This window comes from Kitasatospora sp. NPDC088351 (genome assembly GCF_040685575.1).
Lineage (GTDB): Bacteria > Actinomycetota > Actinomycetes > Streptomycetales > Streptomycetaceae > Kitasatospora.
Genome location: NZ_JBFBIL010000024.1, coordinates 71,579 through 96,699 on the forward strand (window position 1 = coordinate 71,579; position 25,121 = coordinate 96,699).

The following is a 25,121-nucleotide window of genomic DNA, read 5'->3' on the forward strand; positions in this document are numbered from 1 at the left end:
CCCGTCAGATGTGCGGGACATCCTCGGGGATGTCGTAGAAGGTCGGGTGGCGGTAGACCTTGTCGCCGCTGGGGTCGAAGAAGGCGTCGCGCTCGTCCGGGGTGGAGGCGGTGATCGCGTCCGAGCGGACCACCCAGAGGCTGACGCCCTCGTTGCGGCGGGTGTAGAGGTCGCGGGCGGCGAGCAGCGCCATCCGCTCGTCGGAGGCGTGCAGCGAGCCGACGTGGACGTGGTTCAGGCCGCGCCGGGGGCGCACGAACACCTCGTACAGGGGCCAGCCGGCCTTGGACTCGGTCACTTTCCGTTCTCCTGTTCCGCTTCGGCTTGCGCCTGGTTCGCCTGCTGTTCGGGGCGACGGCCTTCGGATCCGTCGGCTGCGGATCTCGGGTGCCCCGCGGATCGGTCCTCCGCAGGTCGGCCCTCGGCCGATCGGTGCTCCGCCCGTCGCTTCTCCGCGTAGGCGACCGCCGCCTCCCGGACCCAGGCGCCGTCCTCGTGGGCGGCCCGGCGGCGGTCGATCCGCTGGGCGTTGCACGGGCCCTGGCCCTGGATGACCCGGGTCAGCTCCGACCAGTCCGGCTCACCGAAGTCCCAGCCGCCGCGCTGCTCGTTCCAGCTCAGCGCGGGGTCGGGGAGGGTGACCCCGAGGTGCTGCGCCTGCGGGACGGTCATGTCGACGAAGCGCTGACGCAACTCGTCGTTGGTGTGCCGCTTGATCCGCCAGGCCATCGAGCGGGCGGTGTTCGGCGAGTCCGCGTCCGGGGGCCCGAACATCATCAGCGACGGCCACCACCAGCGGTCCACCGCGTCCTGGACCATCCGCCGCTGGGCGTCGGTGCCGCGCATCAGGGTCATCAGCAGCTCGTAACCCTGGCGCTGGTGGAACGACTCCTCCTTGCAGACCCTGACCATGGCCCGCGCGTACGGCCCGTAGCTGCAACGGCAGAGCGGCACCTGGTTGCAGATCGCGGCGCCGTCGACCAGCCAGCCGATCACCCCGACGTCGGCGAAGGTGAGGGTCGGGTAGTTGAAGATCGAGGAGTACTTCTGGCGGCCCGAGACCAGCTTCTCGGTCAGCTCGGCCCGATCCACGCCGAGGGTCTCCGCGGCGGCGTAGAGGTAGAGGCCGTGGCCGGCCTCGTCCTGCGCCTTGGCCAGCAGGATGGCCTTGCGACGCAGCGACGGGGCACGGGTGAGCCAGTTGCCCTCCGGCTGCATGCCGATGATCTCGGAGTGCGCGTGCTGGGCGATCTGGCGGATCAGGGTCGCCCGGTAGGCATCGGGCATCCAGTCCCGGGGCTCGATCCGCTGCTCGGCGGCGATCACCGCCTCGAACCGGTCCTCCTGTGTCCGCGCGGAGACCGGTTCGGCCACCTCTGCTGTCATCACGGTCCCCTCTCGCGTGCACACGTCGGCTGTCGCGGGGCCTCACGGTTCCCGGGCCCGGCCACCGACTGACCGTTCGGTCGGTTCCATTGTGCGCGGCGAGGCGGCGGCCTGACAAGGGAGCCGGGCCGTCCGCGCCTCACGGGCGCGAACGCCGACGGTCGCGCCGGGGCGCGCGGCGCTGCTCAGGGGCGCACCGGGCGGCGTCACCACTCGCGCCCCGGCCCTTCCGGTGCGGCTAGCGCAGGCCTTCCAGCCGCTCGGCGCGGGCGGCGCGCTTGGCGAAGACCTTCTCCTTGCGGTCCTCCACCTCACCCCCGACGAACCCGCCGGCCTCGGCGCCGCCGTCCGCCCCCTGCTCGCCCCGCACCGACAGCGCGACGCCCGGCCCGGCACCCGGCCGGTGGCCGCCGTCACCCGCCTGTTCCCGCTCCTCGACGACCGGACCGGTGACGACCAGGCAGGCGACGACCGGGTAGGCGACGACCGAATCGGCGCTGGGCGCGACGGCGACGCCCCGGCGGACGGTGAGCGGTCCGCCGAGGACGGGCCCCGATAGGCCCCGGACGGAGGGGGCCCGCCGCCCGGCCGAAGCCGAGGGGCGGGCCCCCTCCCGCCGCACGAAGCCGCTCAGCCCTCCGAGCGGTCCCGCAGGCGCGGCAGCGGAACCGCGAGGAGCGCCGTCAGCAGCGCGATCCGGGGAGCCAGCTGATCGATCCGGATGTGCTCGTGCCGGGCATGCGCCCCCGCGCCGACCGCACCGAACCCGTCCAGCGTCGGCAGACCGCGCGAACCGGGCAGGTTGGTGTCGCCCGCCCCGCCCGCCGGAGCGCCGTCGAGCTGCTGGCCGAGCACCGCCGCGAGCGAACGGACGTGCCGCAGCAGCGGATTGCCGGAGCGTTCGGGCCAGGCCGGCCGGCTGGACAGCACCTCCGTCCGGACCTTGGCCCCCGGGCGCTGGGCGGTCAGCCGGGCCAGGTTGTCGAGCGTGCGGCGCTGTGCCTCCATGGTGGCGAAGCGCAGGCCGAGTTCGGCCTCGGCCCGGCCGGCGATGACGTTCGCCCGGGTGCCGCCGCTGATCCGGCCGGCGTTCAGCTCGGTGCCGGGCTGACAGACGAGCCCGCGGACCGCGACGAGCTGGTCCACGAGTTCGTCCACCGCGGAGACGCCGTCGGCCGCGTCGTTCCCGGCGTGCGCCTCGTGACCGGTGACGGTGAGGCGCACCCGGGTGCTGCCCCGGCGGGCGGTCTTGAGCCGACCGTCCGGGTGGGGCGGTTCGAGCCCCAGGACGGCGGCCGCACCACGCAGTTGGCGTTCGACCAGGCGCTTGCCGTCCGGGCTGCCGACCTCCTCGTCGGAGACCACCACCAGGCGGACGGTGCGGTGCGGGCGCTGGCCGAGGTCGGCGAGCAGGGCGAACGCGCCTTCCAGAATGGCGAGTCCGCCCTTCATGTCGACCACGCCGGGGCCGCTGAGCACGCCGTCCTGCTCGGTGACGGGCCAGTCGGCCAGGATGCCGGCCGGCCAGACGGTGTCATGGTGGCCGACCACGAGGAGGTGCGGCAGGCTTTCGTCCTGCCCGTCCCACTGCAGCACCAGGTGGTCCCCGGCGGGGCCGGACTCGCGGCGGGCGGTGGCGCCGGTGGACCGGAAGCCCGCGGACAACTCTTCGGCGAGGGCGTCGAGTCGGGGCGCGTCGCCACTGGGGGACTCGATCCGGGCGAGGTCCGCGCAGCGTCGGCGGACGGCTCCGGCCAGCGTGCGGGCGCGTGAGCTGATGGCCTGCGGAAGGCCCGGGAGGGCGGCGGTGAGGGCGGGTTGGGTGTCACCGTCGGTGGTCGCCGATGCGACAGCCGACGTGACAGCCGAGGTGGTCGCCGTGGCGGACGTTGCTCCGGTCAGCAGTGCTGCTGATGGCGGCGCGGTGGGTGGTGCGGTGGGTAGTGCGGTGGGTAGTGCGACGGCCGGCGCGGTGGCCGGTGCGGTGGCCGTCGCCGCCGATGGTGCGACTGCCGGACGGGAGACCGGACGAACGGCCTCCGTGGCAACTGCGGTGAGGGTGGCGGTAACAGCGACGGCGGCGGCCATGGTGCCGGGGGCGGACGCGGGTGCGGGGTCAGTGGTCACGGTCGGCGCGCCGGGCGGCCGAACGGCTTGGGGACTCAACGCTCGCCTCCACGGCCGCCGCCGGTATTCAGCGGCCGAACCGGCCGGCCGGACCAGCCCGGGTGCCCGGACCAGCCCGGTCGCACGGCCCCGGTCAGACGCACGGTCCGCCAGGACGGCCCGTCTGGCCCAAGTACGGTGGAACGGCTGGGCGGCATGCTTGGCATTGCGTCCTCCTCGCTCGATCCGGGGGCCCTGGTCGGCCCGGAGCCCCCGTGGACGGCGGCTTCGAAGCGGCGGGCGCAGCGACCGCACCGCCACAGGGAAGCCGAGATGTGAGCCTAGAAGAACCGTTCGGCTTCCTGCGAGGTGGCCCTGCTCCCAGCACGCCGGGGGGCCTGGCCCCGCCTCGGGCGCCCGTCGGAGAACGGCGGCAGGCGCACGGCGCGCGGGCCTGGATCGGCGCGCGAGCGCGGTCGCCGGATCGCGCCCATCTCCACCATGGACCCGGCGCCCGGGTTCGGCAGCACAAATCGCCAAGGCACGGCTTTTCCACGCCGGATGGGTGACAGCCGCTCAGCATTCGGTACCAGGCGGCGGTCCGTCGCCAGCCCCTCGGCGGGGACGGAGGGAGGCGTGCTCGTGGTCCCTCCGGCGCCTGTGCCGGGGGTGGCCCGCGGACGGTCGGGCCCACCACCGTCACACCGGTCGCCGTCGGGGGCGGGCGGCGTCGGGGCGGTCACCGTCGGGTCAGTCGGCGCCGGATCAGTCGGCGCCCTCGACGAGCCCGGCGTCGCGGGCGAGCAGTGCGGCCTGGACGCGGTTGCCGACGCCGAGCGCGGTGAGGATCCGGCTGATGTGGGCTTTGACGGTGCTCTCGCGCATTCCGAGCACGGAGGCGATCTCCGCGTTGGAGAGCCCGCAGGCGAGTTCGCCCAGCACCTCGGTCTCGCGCGGGGTGAGCGCGGCGACACGGCCGCGGGCGGCGACCGATCGTGGCGCACCGGCACGGTGGTAGCGGTCTATGAGGCGGCGAGCGGCGGCCGGGTGCAGCATGCCCTGGCCGTCGGCCACGATGTGGACCGCCCGGACGATCTCGGCGGGCGGGGTGTCCTTGAGCAGGAAGCCGTCGGCACCGGCGGCGAGCGCCTGGTACACGTACTCGTCGAGGTCGAAGGTGGTGAGCGCGATGACGCGCGGGCCCTCGGGCAGCTCGCGCAGTCGGCGGGTGGCGGCGATGCCGTCGAGTCTGGGCATCCGGATGTCCATCAACGCGACGTCGATGCGTTGGCGGCGGGCCAACTCGACGGCCTGCAGCCCGTCGGCGGCCTCGGCGACCACGGTGAGTACCGGGTCCTGGGTGAGCAGGTCGACGAGGCCGAGCCGGACCAGCGCGTCGTCGTCGACCACCATGGTGCGGATCATGCGGGTTCCCTCGGTGGCTGCGGGTGCGACGTGACGTGCGGGTAGGGCGTGGGCTGCGGGTAGGGCATGGCTTGCGGGTACGGGGGCGGTACCGGCTTCCGGACGGATGCGGGCGGGCGCCTCGGTGACGGAAGTTGGGCGGCGAGGCGGAAGCCACCGTGGCCGTCGGGGCCCGCATCGAGGTATCCGCCCAGCGCGCCGACCCGTTCGGTGAGCCCGACCAGCCCGTATCCACCGCCGGTACAGGCTCCCGACGGTGCCGGTTCGCCCGGGCCGTTGCGCACCTCGACGCTGGTCGCCGGGGCACCGTACCGGACGCGGACCGTCACTGGTGCGGCGTGTGCGTACTTGCGGGCGTTGGTCAGTGCCTCCTGCACCACTCGGTGAACGGCCAGGCGGTGGGTGGTGGGGATGCTCTCGGGATCGCCGACGAGGGCGAGTTCGACCGTCTGTCCGGCCTCCCTGGCCTCGCCGACGAGTTCGGTGAGGTCGCGCAGCGCCGGTGCCGGTACGCGGACGGGTCGTGGCCCCCCGGCCTCGCCAGGGCCCACGGGCGGGGACGCGGAGAGCGACGGGGACGGGCGAGGGGGCACAGGGCGCACGGCGACGACCGCCGAGACCCAGTCGCCCGTACGATCCCCCGCGTCCCCGGTGCCCCCGGTGTCGTGGACGTCTCCGGCGTACTTGGGGTACTCGGTGTCTCCGGGGCCGGCCGGGGACCGCGGTTCGGCCCGGAGCGCGCCGAGGACGTCACGCAGGTCGTCGAGCGAGCGGGCGGCCGTCGTCCGCAGGAGTTCCAGCCGGTGCGCGAGCCGGGCGGGGTCGTCGGCGACCGTCCCGGCCTGGGCCTGGTCCCGGAGGACCCCGGCATGCAGCACGAGCAGACTGAGGCGGTGCGCCAGTACGTCGTGCATCTCCCGTGCGATCCGGGATCGTTCCGCGGACCGGGCCTGTTCGGCGCGGAGCTCGCGTTCACGGCGCAGCACGTCGACCTGGTCGTGCAAGGTCTGGATCAGGACGCGGCGGCCGTGCAGCCAGAGACCGAGGGAGAGGGCGGCGGCCTCGACGAGAAGTTGTGAGCCGGTGGTGCCCACCCAGTCGATGACCGAGTCGGCGCGGGCGGCGCTGACCAGGGCGATGACGACGCCGCCCACCATGGCGAGGCCGAAGCGGCCGGTGGAGGCGAGGTTGTAGACGCTGAACAGGCCGGGGAGGGCGCGATTGAGCACACCTGCGGTGAGGATGGGGAGGACCGCGGAGGCGACTGGGTAACGGCGGACGAGGAGGAGGGAGAGGGAGGCGAGGGCGGCTACGACGGTACGCAGGAAGCGGTAGGAGTCCTCGGTGCTCGTCCAGTGGACGACGGTTTCTTCGGCGGTCAGGGTGAGGACGGCCAGCAGGAGCAGCGTCTCGATCCACCAACGGTGGCCGGGTGCGTACCAGCCGAGCAGAGCGCGGCGCACGAACGACCGTTCATCCGGGTCACGCGGGACGGGCACGTGGCCCGGGTATGCCTGGCGCGGCGTTTGCGGCTGATACGGCGGTTGGCCCGGGTGGTCCGGGTGGTCCGCTCGGCCTGTGCTCAATCGGTCTCCTCCCTTCGGTCTGGCCCGATGCTACGGTCGGTTCCCAAGGCGGCGCCCCCTACCTTCGGCCAGCGGTGTCCTCGACTTTCGTCGGGGGTCGTCGCCACTCGTCGGCCGATTCGCGTGGGGCCAGGCGCTTCTAGCTTCGATGGTATGACGACAGATCAGCCCCGCCCCGCCCCGTACGCCCGCTCTTCGTTCGCCGCCCCGGGTCGGACCGGCGGCGACCTTCTGCTCTTCCTCCGCGAGGCGCTGCGCACGTTCCACAGCACGGGCGCGCTGGCGCCGAGCGGGGCGGACCTGGTGAACGCCCTGGTGGTCCCGGTGACCAGCCGCCCCGATCGGCCGCTCTCGGTGCTGGAGGTCGGCGCCGGGACGGGGGTCGTGACCCGGCGGCTGGCCGAAGTGCTGCGCCCGGGCGACCGGCTGCACGTCGTCGAGGCGAACCCCCGCTTCGCCGAGCGGCTGCGGGAGGATCCGGAGCTGGTCCGGCGGGGGCCGGGGATCGACCTGCGGCTGTCCGCCTGCCGGGTGGAGGAACTGCCGGAGTGCCGGCCGCCGGCGCCGGACGGGGGCGGGCCCGCGGGTGAGCGGTACGACGTGATCGTCTCGGGGCTGCCGTTCACCAACTTCGAGCCGGCGCAGGTGCGGCACGTGCTGGACCTCTATCTGCGGCTGCTGGTGCCCGGCGGCGAGCTGACGTACTTCGGGTATCTGGGTACCACTACGGCCCGGACGCTGACCTCCGGGCCTCGGCGCGGGGCGCGGCACCGGGCGGTGGTGCGGCTGCTGCGGCGGTTCGAGGAGGTGTACGGGCTGGGGAACCGGACAGCCTGGCGCAACCTGCCGCCGGCCCGGGCCCATCTGCTGCGGGCGCCGGGCGGCGAGCGGCGGATGTCAGACGACAGGTGACGGGCGGCGGGTGATGGGCGGCGGGTGATGGGCGGCGGGTCACTGGCGGCGGGTAACAGATGACAGAAAACAGAAAACGGATAACAGATATTGAAATCTGTTACCTGTCGTGCCACAGTTGAACCCAGCCCGCCATCCCCTCCCTACGCGCCACCGACCCGCAGGAGCACCCGATGTCCGCCACTTCCCGAATCCCCCGGCGCACCCTCGGCACCACCGGCCCCAGCACGTCCGCCATCGGCTTGGGCTGCATGGGCATGTCAGGCCTCTACGGCCCGGCCGACGAGAGCGAAAGCGTTGCCACCATCCACGCCGCACTCGACGCGGGCGTCACCCTGCTCGACACGGGTGACTTCTACGGCATGGGCCACAACGAGCTGCTGATCCACGACGCGCTGCGCGGCCGCGACCGTGAGAGCGTCCAGATCAGCGTGAAGTTCGGCGCCCAGCGCGGCCCCGACGGCCAGTGGCTCGGCTACGACGCCAGCCCGGCCGCCACCAAGACCGCCCTCGCCTACACCCTGCGCCGCCTGCGCACCGACTACGTCGACGTCTACCGCCCGGCCCGACTGGACCCGAACGTTCCCGTCGAGGAAACCGTCGGCGCGATCGCCGACCTGGTGAAGGCCGGCTACGTCCGCCACATCGGGCTCTCCGAGGTCGGCGCCGACACCCTGCGCCGCGCCGCCGCCGTCCACCCGATCAGCGATCTGCAGATCGAGTACTCGCTGCTCTCGCGCACCATCGAGGCCGAGATCCTGCCCGCCGCCCGCGAGTTGGGCATCGGCGTCACCGCGTACGGTGTGCTCTCGCGCGGCCTGCTCAGCGGCCACTGGAACAACGACCGCGTCCTGGCCGGCACCGACTTCCGCGGCCACAGCCCGCGCTTCCAGGGCGACAACCTCGCCCACAACCTCGCGCTGGTCGAGGCCCTGCGGGCGGTCGCCACCGAGAAGGGCGCCGGCGTGGCACAGGTCGCGATCGCGTGGGTCGCCTCGCGCGGCGAGGACATCGTCCCGCTGGTCGGCGCCCGCAGCCGCGACCGCCTCACCGAGGCACTCGGCGCACTGGACATCACCCTCACCGCCGCCGACCTCGCCGCCATCGAGGCCGCGGTGCCCGCCGGATCCGCCGCCGGGGACAGGTACGCTGCCGCTCAGATGGCCCATCTCGACAGCGAGCGCTGACCGGCGTCCCCGCCACTACCGGTTCGCCGCCGAGCCCGGGCCGTCCGACCGCCTTTGCCCGCCAGCCAGCAGCACCGTCCGCCGCCCCGATGGCGGACGCACCACCCGTAAGGACGTACCTCCCGTGACCACGGACAGCGCACTCACCCCCGAGCAGATCCTGAGCGCGACGGAGGACGTCCTCAGGCGGTTCGGCTCGGCCAAGGCCACCGTCTCGGACGTCGCCCGTGCCCTCGGCGTCAGCCACAGCAGCGTCTACCGCCATTTCCCGAGCAAGGCGGCGCTGCGAGAGGCTGTCACCCAGCGCTGGCTCGACCAGGCGCACAACAACCTCTCGTCCATCGCCATCGAGCCCGGCCCTGCCGCCGAGCGCCTGCACCGCTGGCTGGCAACGCTGTTCGCCACCAAGCGGAAGAAGGCGGTCGACGACCCGGAGCTGTTCGCCACCTACATGAAGCGGTCCGCCGAGACCAGCGACACCGTCGAGGCCCACATCGAGACCCTGGTCGGCCAGATCGCCCAGATCGTCCAGGACGGCATCGAGACCAAGGAGTTCAGGCTCACCCACGTCGGGTCGGTCTCGCGGGCCGTCTTCGATGCGACCGCGCACTTCCACGACCCCGCGTACGCCGCCGAGTGGTCCGACCCGAAGGCCCAGGAGCGCTTCGAGGCCCTCTGGGCCCTGCTCCTCGCCGGCCTCCTCGCCAAGCGCTGACCGTATGGGCCCCGTCACGACGGGGGCCCATACCCAACCGCGGGCGCACAACCGCCCTCCCGTCACTCCCGCACGCGATTCGACCTCCTCGACGGCACGCGCGAGGCGTCCCCGTCGGCCCCGGCCAGGAAATTCGCTCGCCCGTCCGCGCCGCGGCCCGGCAGACTGCGGCACTCGGTCGATCTCACCTGGAGGATGACATGCGTGCCACCGGCCCGCCCTGGACAGTCTGCAGGGGCTCGCGCTCGGCGATGCCTTCGGTGACCGCTGGTTCTCCGTGCCCGTCAGCGAGGCGCCCGCCGCGCTGGCCGCCCGGCTGACCCGCCCGGGCCCCTGGCACTGGACGGACGACACCGCGATGGCACTCGTCGTGCTCCGCCACCTGATCGCGTACGGCGAGATCCAGCAGGACGCTCTGGCAGGGGAGTTCGCCGAGGAGTACGTCACCGCTTACAACCGCAAGTACGGCCCGTCGATGCACCGTGTGCTGCGCGAGATCGACCTCGGCGGCGACTGGCGGGCCGTGACCTCCCGGCAGTTCGATGGCCAGGGGTCTTACGGGAACGGCGCGGCGATGCGGGTCGCCCCGCTCGGCGCCTGGTTCGCCGACGACCTCGACGCCGTCGCGCACCAGGCCGAACTCCAGGCGCTCACCACACACTTCCACCCGGAGGCGGTGACCGGCGCGGTCGCCGTCGCGCTGGCGGCGGCGTTCGCCACCCGCAGCCGCGGCCAGGACCCGCCCGGCCGGGCCGAATTGCTGGTGGAGGTCGCCGGCCGACTGCCCGACAGCGACGTCCGCTCCGGCCTGCGGATCGCCGCCCGCCTCCCCGAGCACAGCTCCGTCCGGCACGCGGCGAACGTCCTCGGCTCGGGCTTCCGCATCTCCGCCCCGGACACCGTGCCGTTCGCCCTCTGGTCCGCCGCAGGGCAGTTGGACTCACTGCCCGAGGCCATCTGGCGGACGCTGGAGGGCTGGGGCGACATGGACACCACCTCCGCCATCGCCGCCGGGGTGGTCGCCGCCCGCACCGGACTCGCCGAGGTCCCCGCCGAGTGGCTGGCCACCCGCGAGGACCTGCCCGCGTGGGTCACCGAGGCCTCGCCGACAGCCTGAGCGGCGACCCGGGCGGCGGAGCCGGAAGCGGGAACAGGCCCCGCGGCCGGCCCCGTTCCCGGTCAACGGCGGGAGTTGCCGAAGATGAGGCGGTAGGCGATCAGCAGTACCAGCGCGCCGCCGATCGCCGAGACCCAGGTGGCCAGGTCGAAGAACTGCGCGGTCACCGACCGGTGCAGGAACCGCGAGGAGATCCAGCCCCCGACGAAGGACCCGGCGATGCCGATCAAGGTGGTCACCACCAGGCCGCCCGGGTCCTTCCCCGGCAACAGCAACTTGGCCAGAGCCCCGGCCACCAGGCCCAGCACGATCCACGCGACGATGCCCATGTGTCCTCCCATCCTCCAGTACGGCGGCCCCAACCGGGCCGCCCTGCCTCGAAGGACGCCCCCGACCACCCCTCCGGTTCCACCCCCGGAGGCGTGGCACTCCGGGCCGCCCCACCCTTCCCCGCCATACTGCCGCCATGCACATCCTGATCGCCACCGCCGGTTCCCGGGGCGACGTGGCCCCCTTCACCGGGCTCGGCGCCCGCCTCCACGCGGCCGGCCATCAGGTGGCCGTCGCCACCCACACGGCCTTCGCCGACTCCGTACGGGCGGCCGGCCTGGAGTTCCGCCCCCTCCCGATCGACCCGCGCGCCGTCCTCGCCTCCGCCGGGGGCCGACGCCTCCTCCAGGCCGGCGCGGGCCCCCGCGCACTCATCCAACTCCTGCGCCCGAGCCGCTCGTTCATGCCAGCCCTCGGGGAGGGAATCGCCGAGGCCACCACCCAGGGCGCCGATCTCCTGCTCACCACCGGCACCACGGCCGCCCTCGGCCAGGTCGCCGCCGAGGCCGCCGGCATTCCCTGCATCGCCCTCCGCCTCCCGCCCCTCTCCCCCACCCGGGAGTTCGCACCATCCGTCACCGGTACCCGCTCACTCGGCCGCACCGGGAACCTGCTCGCCGGCCACGCCGTCCAGGCCGCCACCGACCGCCTCTTCGCTCCCGCCGTCCGCCATCTGCGCCGCCGGCTCGGCCTGCCCCGCCACGGCACCGCGCGCACCCAGCACACCCAGCCCGTCCTGCACGGCTTCTCATCCACCGTCATTCCCCGGCCCGCCAACTGGCACCCCGGCCTCGACGTCGCCGGCTACTGGTGGCCCCACCCCGACCCCACGTGGCAACCCCCGCCCCGCCTGGCCGACTTCCTCGCCGCCGGTCTTCGTCGGCTTCGGCAGCCTGGTCGTCCCCGATCCCGACCGCCTCACCGCCACCGTCCTGGCCGCCCTGCGTGCCGCCCGGGTCCGGGCCGTCGTCCAGTCCGGCTGGAGCGGCCTCACCGCACCCGACAGCGACGACGTCCTCACCATCGACGACACCCCGCACCACTGGCTCTTCCCCCGCACGGCCGCCGTCATCCACCACGCCGGCGCCGGCACCACCGCCGCCGCCCTCCGCGCCGGTACCCCCACCATCCCCGTCCCCGCCCAACTCGACGCCCCCTTCTGATCCGACCGCCTCACCCGCCTCGGCGTCACCCTCGGCCCCGTCCCCCTGAAGACCCTCACCCCCGCCCGCCTCGCCGCCATCCGCCAGACCCTCGACACCCCGCAGTACCACCAGCACGCCCAGGTCATCGCCACCACCCTGGCCAAGGAGGACGGCACCAGCCCTCTGGCGCTCGGTTCAGTTCGAACTGCTCGACGTATGGACGGCGGAGTGCGGAATGGACGGCGCCCTGGCCGTTCTCCGTACGGTCAGGCTGCCGCAGCCGGCCCAGGTACTGCTGACCGGCCTCGTCATCATGGCCGACTGGATCGCCAGCAATCCCGAGCTGTTCCCCTACTTCCCCGAGGAGCGTCCACGTTCCGAGGCGGAGCGGGTCACCGCCGCCTGGCGTGGGCTCCAGCTGCCACCCCTTTGGGAACCCTCCGAACCGCAGGGCACCGCCGCCGGGTTGCTGCTGTCCCGGTTCGACCTCCCACCCACCGCAAGGCCCCGGCCGGTCCAGGAGCAGGCGGTCGCGCTCACCCGCGAACTGCCTTCCCCAGGGCTGATGGTGATCGAGGCCCCGATGGGTGAGGGGAAGACCGAGGCGGCCCTGGCCGTCGCCGAGATCTTCGCCGCCCGATGTGGGGCGGGCGGGTGTTTCGTGGCGCTGCCGACCCGGGCCACCAGCAACGCGATGTTCTCCAGGCTGACCACCTGGCTCGACCACCTCCCCGGGAACGGCGAGCGGGCGGTGTTCCTGGCCCACGCCAAGGCCTCGCTCCACGACGAGTACGCCGGGCTCATGCGGGCCGGACGGCGACAGATCGAGGCGGTGGACGTCGACGGACCCCACCACAGCCGCGAGGACGGCAACGGGGACGGCGACAAGGACGGCCGCGCCCGGCAGCGACCGGGCGGAGGCCGACACCCGCAGAGCCGGAACGCCGGGCTGATCGCCCACCAGTGGCTGCGCGGCCGCAAGAAGGGGATGCTGTCCTCCTTCACGGTCGGGACGATCGACCAGCTGCTGTTCGCGGGACTCAAGAGCCGCCACCTCGCGCTGCGGCACCTGGCCCTGGCCGGCAAGGTCGTCGTGATCGACGAAGTCCACGCGTACGACGCCTACATGAACACCTACCTGGAGCGCGTCCTCGCCTGGCTGGGGGCGTACCGGGTACCGGTCGTGATGCTGTCCGCGACGCTCCCCGTCCCCACCCGCCAGGCCCTGATCAACGCCTACACCGGCGATGGGAACGACCACAACACGGCCCGAAACACGACCGGTTACCCGCTGCTGACGGCCGTCAACCCCGGCTCCCCGCCGCTGGTCCGCACGCCGGAGGCCGACGCCGACCGCGGTACCGACGTCCGGCTGGAGGCGCTGAACGACGACTTCGGCGCCCTGGCCGACCGGCTCGCGCAGGAGCTCGACGGCGGCGGCTGCGCACTCGTGGTACGCAACACCGTGGACCGGGTGCTGGAGACCGCCGAGCGGCTGCGCGCGCGGTTCGGCACCGAGCAGGTCACCGTGGCGCACTCCCGTTTCCTCGACCTCGACCGGGCCCGCAAGGACGACGACCTGCTCGCCCGGTTCGGCCCACGGGGCACGCGGCCCGCGCGGGCACACATCGTGGTCGCCAGCCAGGTCGCGGAGCAGTCCCTCGATGTCGACTTCGATCTGCTCGTCACCGACCTCTGCCCGGTCGACCTGCTACTCCAGCACATGGGCCGGCTGCACCGTCACCGCCGCGGCGAGGGGCAAAGCGAACGGCCCGCCCGGCTGCGCACCGCCCGCTGTCTCGTCACCGGCGTCGACTGGGGGCACGGCCAGGACGGTCCACCGAAGCCCGTCGAAGGCTCGGTCTCGGTGTACGGTCTTCACCAGCTCCTGCGCGCTGCAGCCGTTCTGCGCCCCCACCTGCACCCCTCTCCGGAAAACGCCGAGGACCGGGACGCCCGGCCGCTGCGACTACTGCGGCTCCCCTCCGACATCAGCCCGCTCGTCCAACGCGCCTACGGCGACGCCCCCGAGGGTCCGCCCGACTGGGCGGAGGCGATGTCCGATGCGGCCGAGCGGCACCGTGTCGCCTGCGCCCAACAGACCGCCCGGGCCGAGGTGTTCCGCCTCGACGAGGTCCGCACTCCGGGCCGCTCGCTGGTCGGCTGGATCGACGCCGGAGTCGGTGACGCGGATGACAGCCGGGCCGGGAAGGCGCAGGTCCGCGACGGTGCGGAGAGCATCGAGGTCCTGGTGGTCAGGCGCCGGGCGGACGGCACGCTCACCACCCTCCCCTGGCTGGACCGGGGCATGGGCGGGCTGGACCTGCCGGTGGATTCGGTGCCGCCGCCCAGGGCTCTGCGCGCGTTGACGGCCAGCACCCTCCGCCTGCCCTCACCATCGTCCTGACCGACTGCCCGGTCGGCCTGCGCGGTCTGCTGACCAGGTGGCTGCTGGAGATCTCTCCCGGCGTCTTCATCGGCAATCCGTCAGCCCGGATCCGCGAGGTGCTCTGGGACGAGGTCAGGAAGTACACCGGCAAGGGCCGTACGCTGCTGGCGTACACCACCGACAACGAGCAGGGGTACGCCTTCGCGACGCACGACCACAAGTGGCACCCCGCCGATCACGAGGGCCTGACGCTGATCCATCGCCCGGCCGACCGCACCCCGGTCCGGGCACCCGGCCGGACAGCACCCGACCAGGCGGCACCCGGCCGGACAGCACCCGACCAGGCGGCACCCGACCAGGCGGCACCTGGTCAGGCAGCATCCAGCCGGACAACCCCTGGCCAGGCCCCCGACGAGCAGTCCGCGAGAGGCTGGAGCAAGGCCTCCAAGCGCCGCCGCTTCGGCTCGCGGTAGCCGGCCGCCGGCCCGGCCCCCACAAGGCCCTCCGACAGGGTCATCGAAGCCGGCGCCGGGCGCCGAGGCTGAGCCCGCTGTACAGCAGCAGCGAGGCCGCGAAGCCGATCGCCCAGCCGTAGTCGGCGAGCGGCTTCAGCTGCGGCACCAGGCCGTCCACCGGGAACGGGCCGCCGTAGGCGCCGCCGACGGCGAGCAGTCCGCCGACCAGGAAGGCGGTGACGGCCCGCCAGTTCCAGCCGCCGGTGTACCAGTACGCGCCGTGCGGGCGGTAGAGGTCGGCGAGGCGGAGCCGGGTGCGCCGCAGGAGCCAGTAGTCGGCGATGAGGACGCCGGCGACGGTGCCGAGCAGGCCGCCGACGAATCCGAGCCAGCTGAAGATGTAGACGTGCGGGTCGGAGATCAGCTTCCAGGGGAATATGGCGATCCCGATGACGCCCGTGATCAGCGCGCCGGTGCGGAAGTTGACCAGGCGGGGCAGCAGGTTGGCGAGGTCGTAGGCGGGTGAGACGACGTTGGCGGCGATGTTGACGGAGAGCGTGGCGACCAGGACGGTGAGCAGGGCGAACAGGATGCCGACCGGGTTCTCCATCTTGGCCGCGAGTTCGATCGGGTCCCAGACGGGCGCGCCGTAGACGGCCTGGGAGCCGGAGGTGACCAGGACGGACAGCAGCGCGAAGAGGGTCATGGTGGTGGGCAGACCGAGGGCCTGGCCGCGGATCTGGGCGCGCTGGCTGCCGCCGAAGCGGGTGAAGTCGGGGATGTTGAGCGAGAGGGTGGACCAGAACCCGATCATGCCCATGAGGGAGGGGAAGAAGACCTTCCAGAATTCGCCGCCCCAGCCGAGTTCGGACGGCCGGTCGAGCAGCGGTCCGAGGCCGCCGGCCTTGACGGTGATCCACGCCAGCAGGGCGAACGCACCGACGAGGACGAAGGGCGCGGCCCAGTTCTCGAAGCGGCGCAGGGTGTCCATGCCGCGGGCGATGACGGCCATCTCGATCGCCCAGAAGATCAGGAAGGAGAGCCACTGCGTCCACGGGTAGCCGCCGAACTCCCCTGCGGTGCGCCAGGATTCGCCGAGGAGTTTGCCGGCGAGCAGGAAGATGCCCTCGCCGCCGATCCAGGTCTGGATGCCGAACCAGGCGCAGGCGACGGCGGCCCGGACGAGGGCGGGCAGGTTGGCGCCGCGCAGTCCGAAGGAGGCCCGGGCGAAGACCGGGAAGGGGATGCCGTACTTGGTCCCGGCGTGGCCGGTGAGCAGCATCGGGACGAGCACGATGAGGTTGGCGAGGGAGATGGTGAGGACGGCCTGTTTCCAGTCCATGCCGAAGGCGATGAGGCCGGAGGCGAGGGTCCAGGAGGGGATGTTGTGGGCCATGCCGACCCAGAGGGCGAGGAAGTTGTAGGTGGTCCAGGTCCGCCGGGCGACGGGGACGGGCCGCAGGTCGTCGTTGGTGAAGGCGTTGTCGGGGAGCGGAACGGCCGGGTCGGGTTCGACCCGGCCGTCGGGGTGTTCGGTCTGGCCCGGGGATATGGCGGTGGCGGATCCGCCGTCCCCGGGTTCTCCGGTCGCGGGGGTGGCGGTCATCCGCTCGTCTCCCGCCCGGGTCGCCCGCCGGTCGGTCCCCCACCCGTCGGCCGCCCGCCGGCGAGGTGCGGGATGACGTCGGTGCCGTAGGCGTCGATGGTCGCCTCGACGGCATCGTGCATGGCGTAGACGGCGAACTGGTCGACGCCGAGGGCCCGGAGCTGTTCGAGGCGGGCCAGTTGGGCGTCCGGCGGGCCGATGAGGCAGAAGCGGTCGACGATCTCGTCGGGGACGAACGCGGTGTCGGGGTTTCCGGCCCGGCCGTGGTGGCTGTAGTCGTAGCCCTGGCGGCCCTTGATGTAGTCGGTGAGGGCGTCGGGGACGAGGGCGGAGTGTTCGCCGTAGTGGGTGACGAGGTCGGCGACGTGGTTGCCGACCATCCCGCCGAACCAGCGGCACTGTTCGCGGGCGTGGGCGAGGGCGGCCGGGGAGTCATCGGCGGTGACGTAGGCGGGGGCGGCGACGCAGATGGTGAGGGTGTCGGGGTCACGGCCGGCCTCGGCGGCGGCGTTGCGGACGGCCTTGACCATGTACTCGGTGAGGTAGGGGTCGGCGAGCTGGAGGATGAAGCCGTCGGCCTGGCGGCCGGTCAGGGCGAGGGCCTTGGGTCCGTAGGCGCCCATCCAGACCGGGAGGGCGGCGCCTTCGCGGACCCAGGGCAGGTGCATCTCGGTGCCGTCGACCTCGACGGTGCGGCCTTCGGCGAGTTCCTTGATGGCGTGCATGGCCTCGGAGAGCCGGGCGAGGGTGGCGGGGCGGCGGCCGGCGACGCGCATCGCGGAGTCGCCGCGGCCGATGCCGCAGACGGTGCGGTTGCCGTACATGTCGTTGAGGGTGGCGAAGAGGGAGGCGGTGACCTCCCAGGTGCGGGTGGAGGGGTTGGTGACCATCGGTCCGACGGTCAGCCGCCGGGTCTCGGCGAGGATCCGGCTGTAGATGACGAAGGGCTCCTGCCAGAGCACGCAGGAGTCGAAGGTCCAGCCGTGGCTGAAGCCGGCCTGTTCGGCGCGGATCATGCGGTCGATGAGCAGGCGGGCGGGCGGGTCGGTCTGCAGGACGAGGCCGATGTCCATGGGTGCTCCTGAAAACGGGTGTGGCCGCCCGGGGCCGGGCCACGGCCCCGGGCGGTGGTGAGGGGAGACGGACGGATCCGAAGAGTCCGGTCGGATCAGGTCGGATACAGCTCAGGTACTGGCGGCTCAGGTCAGGTACTGGCAGGTGTCGCGGCGCAGGAAGGTGCCGTGGCCGGTGCGGCCGAGCCAGTCGCCGTCGTCGAGGACGACGGTGCCGCGGGAGAGCACCGTGCGGGCACGGCCGGTGAGGCGGCGGCCCTCGTAGGCGGAGTAGTCGACGTTCATGTGGTGGGTGGCGGCGGAGACGGTCTGGACGGCGGTGGGGTCGTAGACGACCAGGTCGGCGTCGGCGCCGGGGGCGACGGTGCCCTTGCGCGGGTGCAGGCCGAACATCCGGGCGGGGGTGGTGCAGGCGATCTCGACCCAGCGGCGGCGGGTGAGGTGCCCGTCGACGACGGCCTGGTGGAGGAGGTCCATGCGGTTCTCCACGCCGGGCAGGCCGTTGGGGATCCTGGAGAAGTCGCCGCGGCCGAGCTCCTTCTGGCCCACGTAGCAGAACGGGCAGTGGTCGGTGGAGACCACCTGGAGGTCGTTGGTGCGCAGGCCGCGCCAGAGCGCTTCCTGGTGCTCGCGCGGGCGCAGCGGCGTGCTGCACACGTACTTGGCGCCCTCGAAGCCGTCGGTGCCGGTCTCGGCGAGGTTGTCGGTGGAGAGGAAGAGGTACTGGGGGCAGGTCTCGCCGAAGACGTTGAGGCCGGTGTCGCGGGCCTGGGCGATTTCGTGGAGTGCCGAGGCGGCGGAGACGTGGACGACGTAGAGGGGGCTGCCGGCGACCTGGGCGAGCTTGATGGCCCGGTGGGTGGCCTCGGCTTCGAGGAGTTCGTGGCGGACCTCCCCGTGGTGGCGGGGGCCGGTTCTCCCGGCGGCGACGGCCTGTTCAACAAGGACGTCGATGGCGATGCCGTTCTCGGCGTGCATCATGATCAGTCCGCCGTTGGCGGCGCCGCGCTGCATGGCGCGCAGGATGCGGCCGTCGTCGCTGTAGAAGACGCCGGGGTAGGCCATGAAGAGTTTGAAGGAGGTGGACTCGCCGGAGTCGACGAGGGCGTCCATCTCCTTGAGGACGCCGTCGTTGACGTCGGAGACGATGGTGTGGAAGGCGTAGTCGATGGCGCAGTTGCCGTCGGCCTTGGCGTGCCAGGTGTCGAGGCCTTCGCGCAGGGAGCCGCCGACGGGCTGGACGGCGAAGTCGACGATGGTGGTGGTGCCGCCCCAGGCGGCGGCGCGGGTGCCGGTCTCGAAGGTGTCGGAGGCGGCGGTGCCGCCGAAGGGGAGTTCCATGTGGGTGTGGGCGTCGACGCCGCCGGGGATGACGTAGTGGCCGGTGGCGTCGATGACGGTGTCGGCGGTCCAGGCCTGGGCGGTGTCGCTGCCGGTGGTGGCGAGGGCGGCGATGCGTTCGCCCTCGATCAGGACGTCGGCGTGGAGTTCGTCGGTGGCGGTGATGACGAGGCCGCCGCGGATGACGGTGCGGGTGGTCATGGCCGGTGTCCTCCTCACGCCTCGGTGAGCGGTCCGTAGGCCTCGGGTCGGCGGTCGCGGTAGAACGCCCACTGCCGGCGGACCTCGCCGATCAGGTCGAGGTCGAGGTCGCGGACGACGAGTTCCTCCTCCTTGTCGGAGGCGACGTCACCGACGAACTGGCCGCGCGGGTCGACGAAGTAGGAGGTGCCGTAGAAGTCGTTGTCGCCGTACTCCTCGGTGCCGACGCGGTTGATGGCGGCGACGAAGTACTCGTTGGCGACGGCGGCGGCGGGCTGTTCGAGCTGCCAGAGGTAGGCGGAGAGGCCACGGCTGGTGGCGGAGGGGTTGTAGACGATCTGGGCGCCGGCCAGGCCGAGGGCGCGCCAGCCCTCGGGGAAGTGGCGGTCGTAGCAGATGTAGACGCCGACCCTGCCGACGGCGGTGTCGAAGACGGGCCAGCCGAGGTTGCCGGGCTTGAAGTAGTACTTCTCCCAGAATCCCTTGACCTGGGGGATGTGGTGCTTGCGGTACTTGCCGAGGTAGCTGCCGTCGGCGTCGATCACGGCGGCGGTGTTGTAGTAGACGCCGGGCTGCTCCTCCTCGTAGACCGGGACGACGACGACCAGGCCGAGTTCGCGGGCGAGGGCCTGCATCCGGACGACGGTGGGACCGTCGGGGACGGGCTCGGCCCAGCGGTAGTGCTCGGGTTCCTGGACCTGACAGAAGTACGGGGCGTTGAAGACTTCCTGAAATCCGATGATCTTTGCGCCTTGGGCGGCGGCCTCGCGGGCGTACCGCTCGTGGAGGGCGATCATCGTCTCCTGATCACCGGTCCACCGGGTCTGGACGAGGGCGGCGCGGACGATCTGCGACATGGGTACCTCCGCAACTTCGCGGCCCGACTGCGGGGTTGGGCCTGCGGTCTGAGGGTTGACGGGGCGGATCTGCCTGTGGGTCCACGGTCGTTCCCCCCGCCGCCGTCCCGGTCCTGGCAATGGACGACCACAGGGGCCCACACGGTGTCTACGTGCGTAGAACGTGGTGCGTAGACCGTAGGCCCGGCCTCGGTGGCCTGACAATACGTCGGACGGAACGCGGCCGGGGTGATCCTGTTGCGCGGACACGCGGGCACCCCTGGATGGGATGAAACGCTCATCTACCCCGCAGCCAACTTCCTTACTCATTCGGGTGAATCCAGGCGCGCGGTGTGCGGGGTCTCGCGCGTCGGGGTAAGACGCGCCATGATGCTGCTCCGATCCGTCACCGATCGGCGGCGGACAGTGACTTCGGCCGTCCGTCCGACCGGCCTGACGGCTCGGTCCCGACTCTGTTCACGGGGGAGGTGGAGATGACGGCCGCACCCGACGCGCCCGGTTCCCGGGTGGCCGCGCCCGCTCGGCCGGAGCACACCCTCGGCCGGCTGCCGTCCTGGATCGGCCGGGCCGAGGAGGCCGACCGGCCGGCCCCGGTCCCGGCCTGGGCCGGTCTGCTGCTCGGTCTCGGCACGCTGCTGCCACTCGCGCTGGGCTGCCTGCTGTTCGGCCGCTGGGCGCCCGCCGTGCAGGACGTGCGCCTGCAGCTGGCCGGCTCCCGGGCGGCCGCCGAGGCCGTGGTCACCGGGCGGATCGGGGAGTACCGCGCCGCACTGCGGGCCGACTACTGGCTCCTCGGCGGCTACTCCCTGACCCTGGCCGCCGTCGGCCTGCTCGGCGCGTACGTCCTCGGCCGGCCGCGCCAGCGGCTGGTCGCGCTCGCCGCCGGCGGCGCCGGGCTGCTCGCGGGCGCCTGCGACCTCGCCGAGGACGTGCTGCTCGCCGCCGGGCTGGGGCGGCTGGGCCCCGGCCGGGCCGGCTCCGACGCGCCGTTCACCGCCGCGACGGCCCTCTCCACCGTCAAATGGCTGCTGCTGCTCCCCGCGGGGGCGATCGCCCTGACCATCATCGCCGTCACCCTCTCCCGCGCCCTGCGCGCCACCCTGCCGGGCCTCCGGCGGCGCCCGCGCCCGAAGGGCGGCGGCGTTCCACCCGAACGGGGCGACGACACCGACCGGGGCGACGACACCGACCGGGCCACCGGCCCCCGACCGGACGGCGACACCCGGCCGGACGGCGACACCGCCGGCCCCGAGCTGATCCCGCCCTGGCCGGTCGCCACCGCCCATGACGGCCGCTGGCCGTCCGGCCCCCGCGCGCACGGACCGCTGGACCACCAGGCCCGCTGGCGCAACGGCACCCAGGTGCCGCCGGGGCGGGAGCACGCCCGGCTCGGCTTCTGCGTCTCCGGCGGCGGCATCCGCTCGGCCTGCGTCACCCTCGGCGCGCTCCAGGCCCTGCGGCCCTGGCTGAAGCAGGCCCGCTACCTGGTCTCCGTCTCCGGCGGCGGCTACACCGTCGGCGCGCTGCAACTGGCGCTCAGCGACTCCGCCCCCGGCTGCCCGGTGCACGCCGTCTCCGGTCTGACGGCGGACAACGTGCTGGAGCCCGGCTCCCCGGAGGAGGACCACCTCCGCCGCCACGGCCGGTACCTCGCCGACGGCGCCGGCCAGTGGCTGGTCGCCCTCGGGACGCTGCTGCGCGGCCTGGTCGCGGCGCTCACCCTGCTGCTGGCGGCCGTCCTGGTGCTCGGCCTCGGGCTCAGCCGCTTCTACCAGTTGGTCCCGCTGACCGACCTGGACGGCCTGGCCGCCGTCGGCCTGCGGACCGGCGGCGCCCACCCCGGCGCCCTCGGCGTCCGCCCGGCCGCCCTGTACGCGCTCCTCGGGCTGCTCGTGGCCGCCGCCGTCTGCTGGCTGCTCTGGCTGCTGGCCTTCTCGCTGCTCGGCTGGAACACCCTGCTGCCACGCGTGCTGCGCCGGACTTCCTACGCCGCGCTGGCCCTGGCCGCGCTGCTGGTCGTCGGCGTGCTGGCGGTGCCGGGGCTCGCCTGGGGCGCGGTCCGGCTGCAGGACGAGCTGGCGATCGGCGCGCGGCAGACCGGCGCGGGCCTCAGCCTCACCGTCCTGCTCAGCTATCTGGCGCTGCTGCTCGGCATACTGTGGCGCGGGCGCCGGGCGATCGAGCACGGCGCGGCCGCGATCGGCGGCCTGCTGCACGGGGCCCGCCGGCTCGGCGGCGGGCTCACCGGTGGAATCGCCCAGTACCTGGTGGTCTGGGCGGCCCTGGCCGCGCTCTCGACGGGCGCGCTGCTCGCCCTCGGCTGGGCGGTCGCCACCGGCCACGCCTGGCCCGCCGCCGCCCAGGTGCTGCTGCCCCTCGTCCTCGCCACCGTCGGGCTCAACCTCGACCAGACCTGGATGAGCCTGCACCCGTTCTACCGGCGCCGGCTCGCCTCCGCCTTCGCCGTGCGCCGATCCACCGAGGGCGGCGAGGTGCTGGCCCGGCCGTACCACTTCTTCCGGGAGCAGACCCGGCTCACCCACTACGGGGCCCGGCACCCCGACTTCCCCCAGGTGATCTTCGCGGCGGCGGCCAACCTGTCCGGCAGCTCCCGCACCCCGCCCGGGCGCCGGGCGGTCTCGTTCACCTTCTCGCACGACTACGTGGGTGGCCCGGACGTCGGCTACGCGCGGACCGACCTGCTGGAGCGGCGCACCCGGCGGCACATCGCCCGGGACCTCACCGTGCAGTCCGCGATGGCCGTCTCCGGCGCCGCGTTCTCCTCCGCGATGGGCCGTCAGTCCCGGGTGTACCAGGGGCTGTTCGCCGTCACCAACGCCCGGCTCGGCACCTGGCTGCCCAACCCCGCCGCGCTCGGTCCGCTCTGGACGGCCGCCCCGGACTGGCGCCGCGCGCCACAGCCCGCCGTCCGCCGGCTGCAGTACCAGCTGCGCGAGCTGTCCGGACGCTTCCCGATGGACGACCGCTTCCTGCTCACCACCGACGGCGGCCACTACGAGAACCTCGGTCTGGTCGAGCTGCTGCGACACGGCGTCCGCACCGCGGTCTGCGTCGACGCCAGCGGGGACACCGCCTACGCCGCCACCCTGGCGGCGGCGATCACCCTCGCCCGCGAGGAGCTGGGCATCGTCATCACCCTGCACGAGCCGGAGCTGCTGATCCCCGGCAGCGCCGCCCGGCTCCCGTCCCCCTCCGGCACCCGCCGGGGGGACCGGGCGGACGGCAGCCCCGACCCCGACGACCCGAACCGCCCGGCCGACCCGTCCGGCACACAGGGCGCGGACCGGCAGCCGCCGTTGCGCGGCCTCGCGGCGCAGCTGGCCGACCGGCTCTCCGCCCGGGCGGTCGTGACCGGGGACATCCGCTATCCGGCACCGCTCGACTTCGGGGACGGCGGCGGTGGATCCCACGGCACGCTGATCGTCGCCCAGGCGGTGCTCACCCCGGGCATGCCGTACGAGCTGCACTCCTACGCGGTGGCCAACCCGGCCTTCCCGAACGACAGCACCAGCGACCAGTGGTTCGACCACCGGCAGTTCGACGCGTACCAGACGCTCGGCCGCTACCTGGGTGAGCAGGCCGTGCCTGCGGTCAAGGCGGCGCTGGCCGGGCACAAGCCGGCTCCGGTGCCCGCCCAGCCGTCCCCCCAGCCGTCCACCCAGGCCTCCACCCACGCCTCCACCCACGCCTCCATCCAGGTCTCCGCCCGGCCTTCTCCCCCGCCCTCCGCCCCGTCGGTGGACCGGCCGGCCGGTCCACCGACGGCGGGCGCCCCGGCGCCGCCGCCACCACGGCGCGCCCCGCAGGAGTGACGGGCCTCGCTTGACTCGCGCCTGTCCCGTCGGGAAAGATCCGGCACATGGACTCCGGCGCCACTCTGGTCTGCCGCCTGCACGTCGATCTGCGACGCCAGGCGAGTTCCATCTGTGCCTGTTGACCTTGCCTTTCCTCGCCGGTCCCACCCTGTGACGTCTCCCAGGGCCCGCGCCCCGCACCCGCTCCCGTCTTCCTGACGCGCCCCGCCCCACGCATCGTGCCGCCCCGTCGGCAGGTCCGCGCCCCGGCCCGGCCGCGCCCCGCCCCTTCACCTCCTTCGCCTTCTCCCTTCCCCGAGGACGCCCACATGAGCCTGGACCTCGCTCCCGACAACCCTGCCGCCACGGCCGCCACCGGTCACCGCACCCGCACCCGCACGGCCACCACCGAGGAGACCCGCGCCCCGCTCTCCCCGAACGCCCTGCGCAAGATCGTCCGGGAGCTGGCCGAACGGCCCGACCAGTGGATCCACCAGGTGCGGCTCTCCACCGACGAGCGCTGGTACCGCCGGCTGGCTGCCGACGACGACCACGAGGTCTGGCTGATCAGCTGGCTGCCCGGCCAGTCCACCGGCTTCCACGACCACGGCGGCTCGCGCGGCGCGTTCACCGTCGCGCTCGGCGAGCTGGAGGAGCTGTCGCTCGGCGGGCCTGACCAGGGCCTGCTGATCCGCCGCATCCCGGCCGGCACCGCCCGCGCCTTCGGCCCCGAGTACGTGCACGATGTGCGCAACACGGCCTCCGGACCGGCCGTCACGCTGCACGCCTACTCGCCGCCGCTGAGTTCCATGGCGCACTACGACCTGCGGGCCGGCGGGCTCGTCCGCACCTCGGAGGAAGGACCGGAGCAGTGGTGACCACGATCGACGACCTGGTGGAGCGCGCCCGTGAGGGCGTCCACCGGCCACGGGCCCGGGAGGCCTACCAGGCTCAGCTGGACGGCGCGCTGCTGGTGGACATCCGGCCCGCGGCGCAGCGGGCGGCCGAGGGGGAGATCCCCGGCACGCTGATCATCGAGCGCAATGTGCTGGAGTGGCGGCTCGATCCGACGGGCAGTCACCGCATCCCGGAGGCGACGGGGTACGACGTGGAGGTGATCGTGGTCTGCTCGGAGGGTTACGCCTCCAGTCTGGCCGCCGCCTCGCTGCGCGAACTGGGGCTGCGCCGGGCGACGGACCTGGACGGCGGTTTCGTCGGCTGGGCCGCCGCCGGGCTGCCGACGCGCCGGGGCGGCTGACCGGCCGTCCGCTCACGGCAGGCCGCAGCGCGGGCCAGGACAGCGGATCAGGGCCGCGGATCAGGCGGCGGATCAGGACGCCGGAAGAGGACACCTGAGCACCCGTCGGGCGGTTAATCACGGACAGGAGATGATCGAGGTCATAGTCTGATCAGAGTTTCCGCCGGTCCAAAGCTGGGCAGCCACGCGGGCGGAAGAACGCCCGGGCGGTTGATAC

Annotated in this window: 20 protein-coding genes and 3 pseudogenes; 11 read left to right on the plus strand and 12 right to left on the minus strand. The window is 73.4% G+C overall.

From position 1 onward, the window contains the following. Positions 1 to 4: 4 nt before the first annotated feature. The 6 genes from paaB to AB0P06_RS18870 all read right to left on the minus strand — a co-directional run bounded on the left by paaB (position 5) and on the right by AB0P06_RS18870 (position 6,380). Positions 5 to 298, minus strand: coding sequence for a 1,2-phenylacetyl-CoA epoxidase subunit PaaB (gene paaB, locus AB0P06_RS18845; RefSeq protein WP_363608627.1), 294 nt, complete (start codon positions 296 to 298; stop codon positions 5 to 7). After that, positions 295 to 1,386, minus strand: a complete 1,092-nt coding sequence (gene paaA / locus AB0P06_RS18850) for a 1,2-phenylacetyl-CoA epoxidase subunit PaaA (RefSeq protein WP_363608629.1) — start codon at positions 1,384 to 1,386, stop codon at positions 295 to 297. Before paaA ends, paaB begins: the two co-directional genes overlap by 4 nt. A 238-nt stretch (positions 1,387 to 1,624) precedes the next feature. Then, positions 1,625 to 2,008: a hypothetical protein gene (locus AB0P06_RS18855; protein WP_363608631.1), complete on the minus strand. Its 384-nt coding sequence runs from the start codon at positions 2,006 to 2,008 to the stop codon at positions 1,625 to 1,627. A gap of 8 nt (positions 2,009 to 2,016) precedes the next feature. After that, positions 2,017 to 3,513, minus strand: coding sequence for a M20 family metallopeptidase (locus tag AB0P06_RS18860; RefSeq protein WP_363608633.1), 1,497 nt, complete (start codon positions 3,511 to 3,513; stop codon positions 2,017 to 2,019). 744 nt (positions 3,514 to 4,257) lie between these two features. Further along, positions 4,258 to 4,917: a response regulator transcription factor gene (locus AB0P06_RS18865; protein ID WP_363608635.1), complete on the minus strand. Its 660-nt coding sequence runs from the start codon at positions 4,915 to 4,917 to the stop codon at positions 4,258 to 4,260. Further along, complete coding sequence (locus tag AB0P06_RS18870) at positions 4,914 to 6,380, minus strand: histidine kinase (protein ID WP_363608637.1); 1,467 nt, start codon at positions 6,378 to 6,380, stop codon at positions 4,914 to 4,916. Before AB0P06_RS18870 ends, AB0P06_RS18865 begins: the two co-directional genes overlap by 4 nt. A gap of 276 nt (positions 6,381 to 6,656) precedes the next feature. Here AB0P06_RS18870 and AB0P06_RS18875 point away from each other — a divergent pair, with 276 nt between their 5' ends. The 4 genes from AB0P06_RS18875 to AB0P06_RS18890 all read left to right on the plus strand — a co-directional run bounded on the left by AB0P06_RS18875 (position 6,657) and on the right by AB0P06_RS18890 (position 10,434). After that, entirely contained in the window at positions 6,657 to 7,415 is a 759-nt protein-coding gene (locus AB0P06_RS18875) for a methyltransferase domain-containing protein (protein WP_363608639.1), read from the plus strand. A 173-nt stretch (positions 7,416 to 7,588) separates the two neighbouring features. Beyond that, positions 7,589 to 8,602 (plus strand): aldo/keto reductase, encoded by a 1,014-nt coding sequence (locus tag AB0P06_RS18880; RefSeq protein ID WP_363608641.1) that lies wholly within the window; start codon positions 7,589 to 7,591, stop codon positions 8,600 to 8,602. 124 nt (positions 8,603 to 8,726) lie between these two features. After that, a complete protein-coding gene (locus AB0P06_RS18885) occupies positions 8,727 to 9,317 on the plus strand; it encodes a TetR family transcriptional regulator (protein ID WP_363608643.1) in 591 nt (196 codons plus the stop codon). A 220-nt stretch (positions 9,318 to 9,537) separates the two neighbouring features. Continuing rightward, positions 9,538 to 10,434: an ADP-ribosylglycohydrolase family protein gene (locus tag AB0P06_RS18890; RefSeq protein ID WP_363608687.1), complete on the plus strand. Its 897-nt coding sequence runs from the start codon at positions 9,538 to 9,540 to the stop codon at positions 10,432 to 10,434. A 62-nt stretch (positions 10,435 to 10,496) separates the two neighbouring features. Here AB0P06_RS18890 and AB0P06_RS18895 read toward each other — a convergent pair whose 3' ends face one another. Next, entirely contained in the window at positions 10,497 to 10,763 is a 267-nt protein-coding gene (locus AB0P06_RS18895) for a GlsB/YeaQ/YmgE family stress response membrane protein (RefSeq protein WP_363608645.1), read from the minus strand. Between the two features lie 137 nt (positions 10,764 to 10,900). Between AB0P06_RS18895 and AB0P06_RS18900 the strand changes: the two are divergent. Next, positions 10,901 to 11,035, plus strand: a pseudogene (locus AB0P06_RS18900) (glycosyltransferase); the annotation flags it as partial. Between the two features lie 318 nt (positions 11,036 to 11,353). Here AB0P06_RS18900 and AB0P06_RS18905 read toward each other — a convergent pair. After that, positions 11,354 to 11,506 (minus strand): hypothetical protein, encoded by a 153-nt coding sequence (locus AB0P06_RS18905; protein ID WP_363608689.1) that lies wholly within the window; start codon positions 11,504 to 11,506, stop codon positions 11,354 to 11,356. A gap of 575 nt (positions 11,507 to 12,081) precedes the next feature. On the opposite strand from AB0P06_RS18905, the pseudogene cas3 reads away from it, so the two are divergent. Both cas3 and cas2e read left to right on the plus strand, forming a co-directional pair. Next, positions 12,082 to 14,316 (plus strand): annotated as a pseudogene (cas3, locus tag AB0P06_RS18910) (CRISPR-associated helicase Cas3'); the annotation flags it as partial. Continuing rightward, positions 14,307 to 14,573: pseudogene (gene cas2e / locus AB0P06_RS18915) on the plus strand (type I-E CRISPR-associated endoribonuclease Cas2e); the annotation flags it as partial. The pseudogenes cas3 and cas2e, both read left to right, overlap by 10 nt. A 238-nt stretch (positions 14,574 to 14,811) precedes the next feature. Here cas2e and AB0P06_RS18920 read toward each other — a convergent pair. From AB0P06_RS18920 to AB0P06_RS18935, 4 genes are all read right to left on the minus strand, one after another. Continuing rightward, a complete protein-coding gene (locus AB0P06_RS18920; protein ID WP_363608647.1) occupies positions 14,812 to 16,359 on the minus strand; it encodes an NCS1 family nucleobase:cation symporter-1 in 1,548 nt (515 codons plus the stop codon). Next, positions 16,356 to 17,432 carry a TIGR03842 family LLM class F420-dependent oxidoreductase gene (locus AB0P06_RS18925; protein ID WP_363608649.1) on the minus strand — a complete coding sequence of 359 codons (1,077 nt, stop codon included), beginning with the start codon at positions 17,430 to 17,432 and terminating at the stop codon, positions 16,356 to 16,358. The genes AB0P06_RS18920 and AB0P06_RS18925 overlap by 4 nt, the downstream gene beginning before the upstream one ends. Before the next feature lie 126 nt (positions 17,433 to 17,558). Further along, entirely contained in the window at positions 17,559 to 18,974 is a 1,416-nt protein-coding gene (gene hydA / locus AB0P06_RS18930) for a dihydropyrimidinase (protein WP_363608651.1), read from the minus strand. A 14-nt stretch (positions 18,975 to 18,988) separates the two neighbouring features. Next, on the minus strand, positions 18,989 to 19,831 hold the full coding sequence (locus AB0P06_RS18935) for a nitrilase-related carbon-nitrogen hydrolase (protein ID WP_363608653.1): 843 nt from the start codon (positions 19,829 to 19,831) through the stop codon (positions 18,989 to 18,991). Positions 19,832 to 20,304: 473 nt separating this feature from the next. Here AB0P06_RS18935 and AB0P06_RS18940 point away from each other — a divergent pair, with 473 nt between their 5' ends. From AB0P06_RS18940 to AB0P06_RS18955, 4 genes are all read left to right on the plus strand, one after another. Next, entirely contained in the window at positions 20,305 to 23,664 is a 3,360-nt protein-coding gene (locus AB0P06_RS18940; RefSeq protein WP_363608655.1) for a hypothetical protein, read from the plus strand. A gap of 47 nt (positions 23,665 to 23,711) precedes the next feature. Further along, complete coding sequence (locus tag AB0P06_RS18945) at positions 23,712 to 23,789, plus strand: putative leader peptide (RefSeq protein ID WP_107086570.1); 78 nt, start codon at positions 23,712 to 23,714, stop codon at positions 23,787 to 23,789. 186 nt (positions 23,790 to 23,975) lie between these two features. Next, positions 23,976 to 24,524 (plus strand): cysteine dioxygenase family protein, encoded by a 549-nt coding sequence (locus tag AB0P06_RS18950; protein WP_363608657.1) that lies wholly within the window; start codon positions 23,976 to 23,978, stop codon positions 24,522 to 24,524. Further along, a complete protein-coding gene (locus AB0P06_RS18955; RefSeq protein ID WP_363608659.1) occupies positions 24,518 to 24,904 on the plus strand; it encodes a rhodanese-like domain-containing protein in 387 nt (128 codons plus the stop codon). Before AB0P06_RS18950 ends, AB0P06_RS18955 begins: the two co-directional genes overlap by 7 nt. The last annotated feature ends 217 nt before the right edge of the window (positions 24,905 to 25,121 follow it).

What these genes read in the sequence shown, in the direction of transcription:
- paaA (WP_363608629.1), bottom strand. Translation starts at nt 1,386, where the DNA reads ATGACAGCAGAGGTGGCCGAACCGGTCTCCGCGCGGACACAGGAGGAC.
- AB0P06_RS18865 (WP_363608635.1), bottom strand. Translation starts at nt 4,917, where the DNA reads ATGATCCGCACCATGGTGGTCGACGACGACGCGCTGGTCCGGCTCGGC.
- AB0P06_RS18875 (WP_363608639.1), top strand. Translation starts at nt 6,657, where the DNA reads ATGACGACAGATCAGCCCCGCCCCGCCCCGTACGCCCGCTCTTCGTTC.
- AB0P06_RS18880 (WP_363608641.1), top strand. Translation starts at nt 7,589, where the DNA reads ATGTCCGCCACTTCCCGAATCCCCCGGCGCACCCTCGGCACCACCGGC.
- AB0P06_RS18895 (WP_363608645.1), bottom strand. Translation starts at nt 10,763, where the DNA reads ATGGGCATCGTCGCGTGGATCGTGCTGGGCCTGGTGGCCGGGGCTCTG.
- AB0P06_RS18920 (WP_363608647.1), bottom strand. Translation starts at nt 16,359, where the DNA reads ATGACCGCCACCCCCGCGACCGGAGAACCCGGGGACGGCGGATCCGCC.
- AB0P06_RS18925 (WP_363608649.1), bottom strand. Translation starts at nt 17,432, where the DNA reads ATGGACATCGGCCTCGTCCTGCAGACCGACCCGCCCGCCCGCCTGCTC.
- hydA (WP_363608651.1), bottom strand. Translation starts at nt 18,974, where the DNA reads ATGACCACCCGCACCGTCATCCGCGGCGGCCTCGTCATCACCGCCACC.
- AB0P06_RS18935 (WP_363608653.1), bottom strand. Translation starts at nt 19,831, where the DNA reads ATGTCGCAGATCGTCCGCGCCGCCCTCGTCCAGACCCGGTGGACCGGT.
- AB0P06_RS18940 (WP_363608655.1), top strand. Translation starts at nt 20,305, where the DNA reads ATGACGGCCGCACCCGACGCGCCCGGTTCCCGGGTGGCCGCGCCCGCT.
- AB0P06_RS18945 (WP_107086570.1), top strand. Translation starts at nt 23,712, where the DNA reads ATGGACTCCGGCGCCACTCTGGTCTGCCGCCTGCACGTCGATCTGCGA.
- AB0P06_RS18950 (WP_363608657.1), top strand. Translation starts at nt 23,976, where the DNA reads ATGAGCCTGGACCTCGCTCCCGACAACCCTGCCGCCACGGCCGCCACC.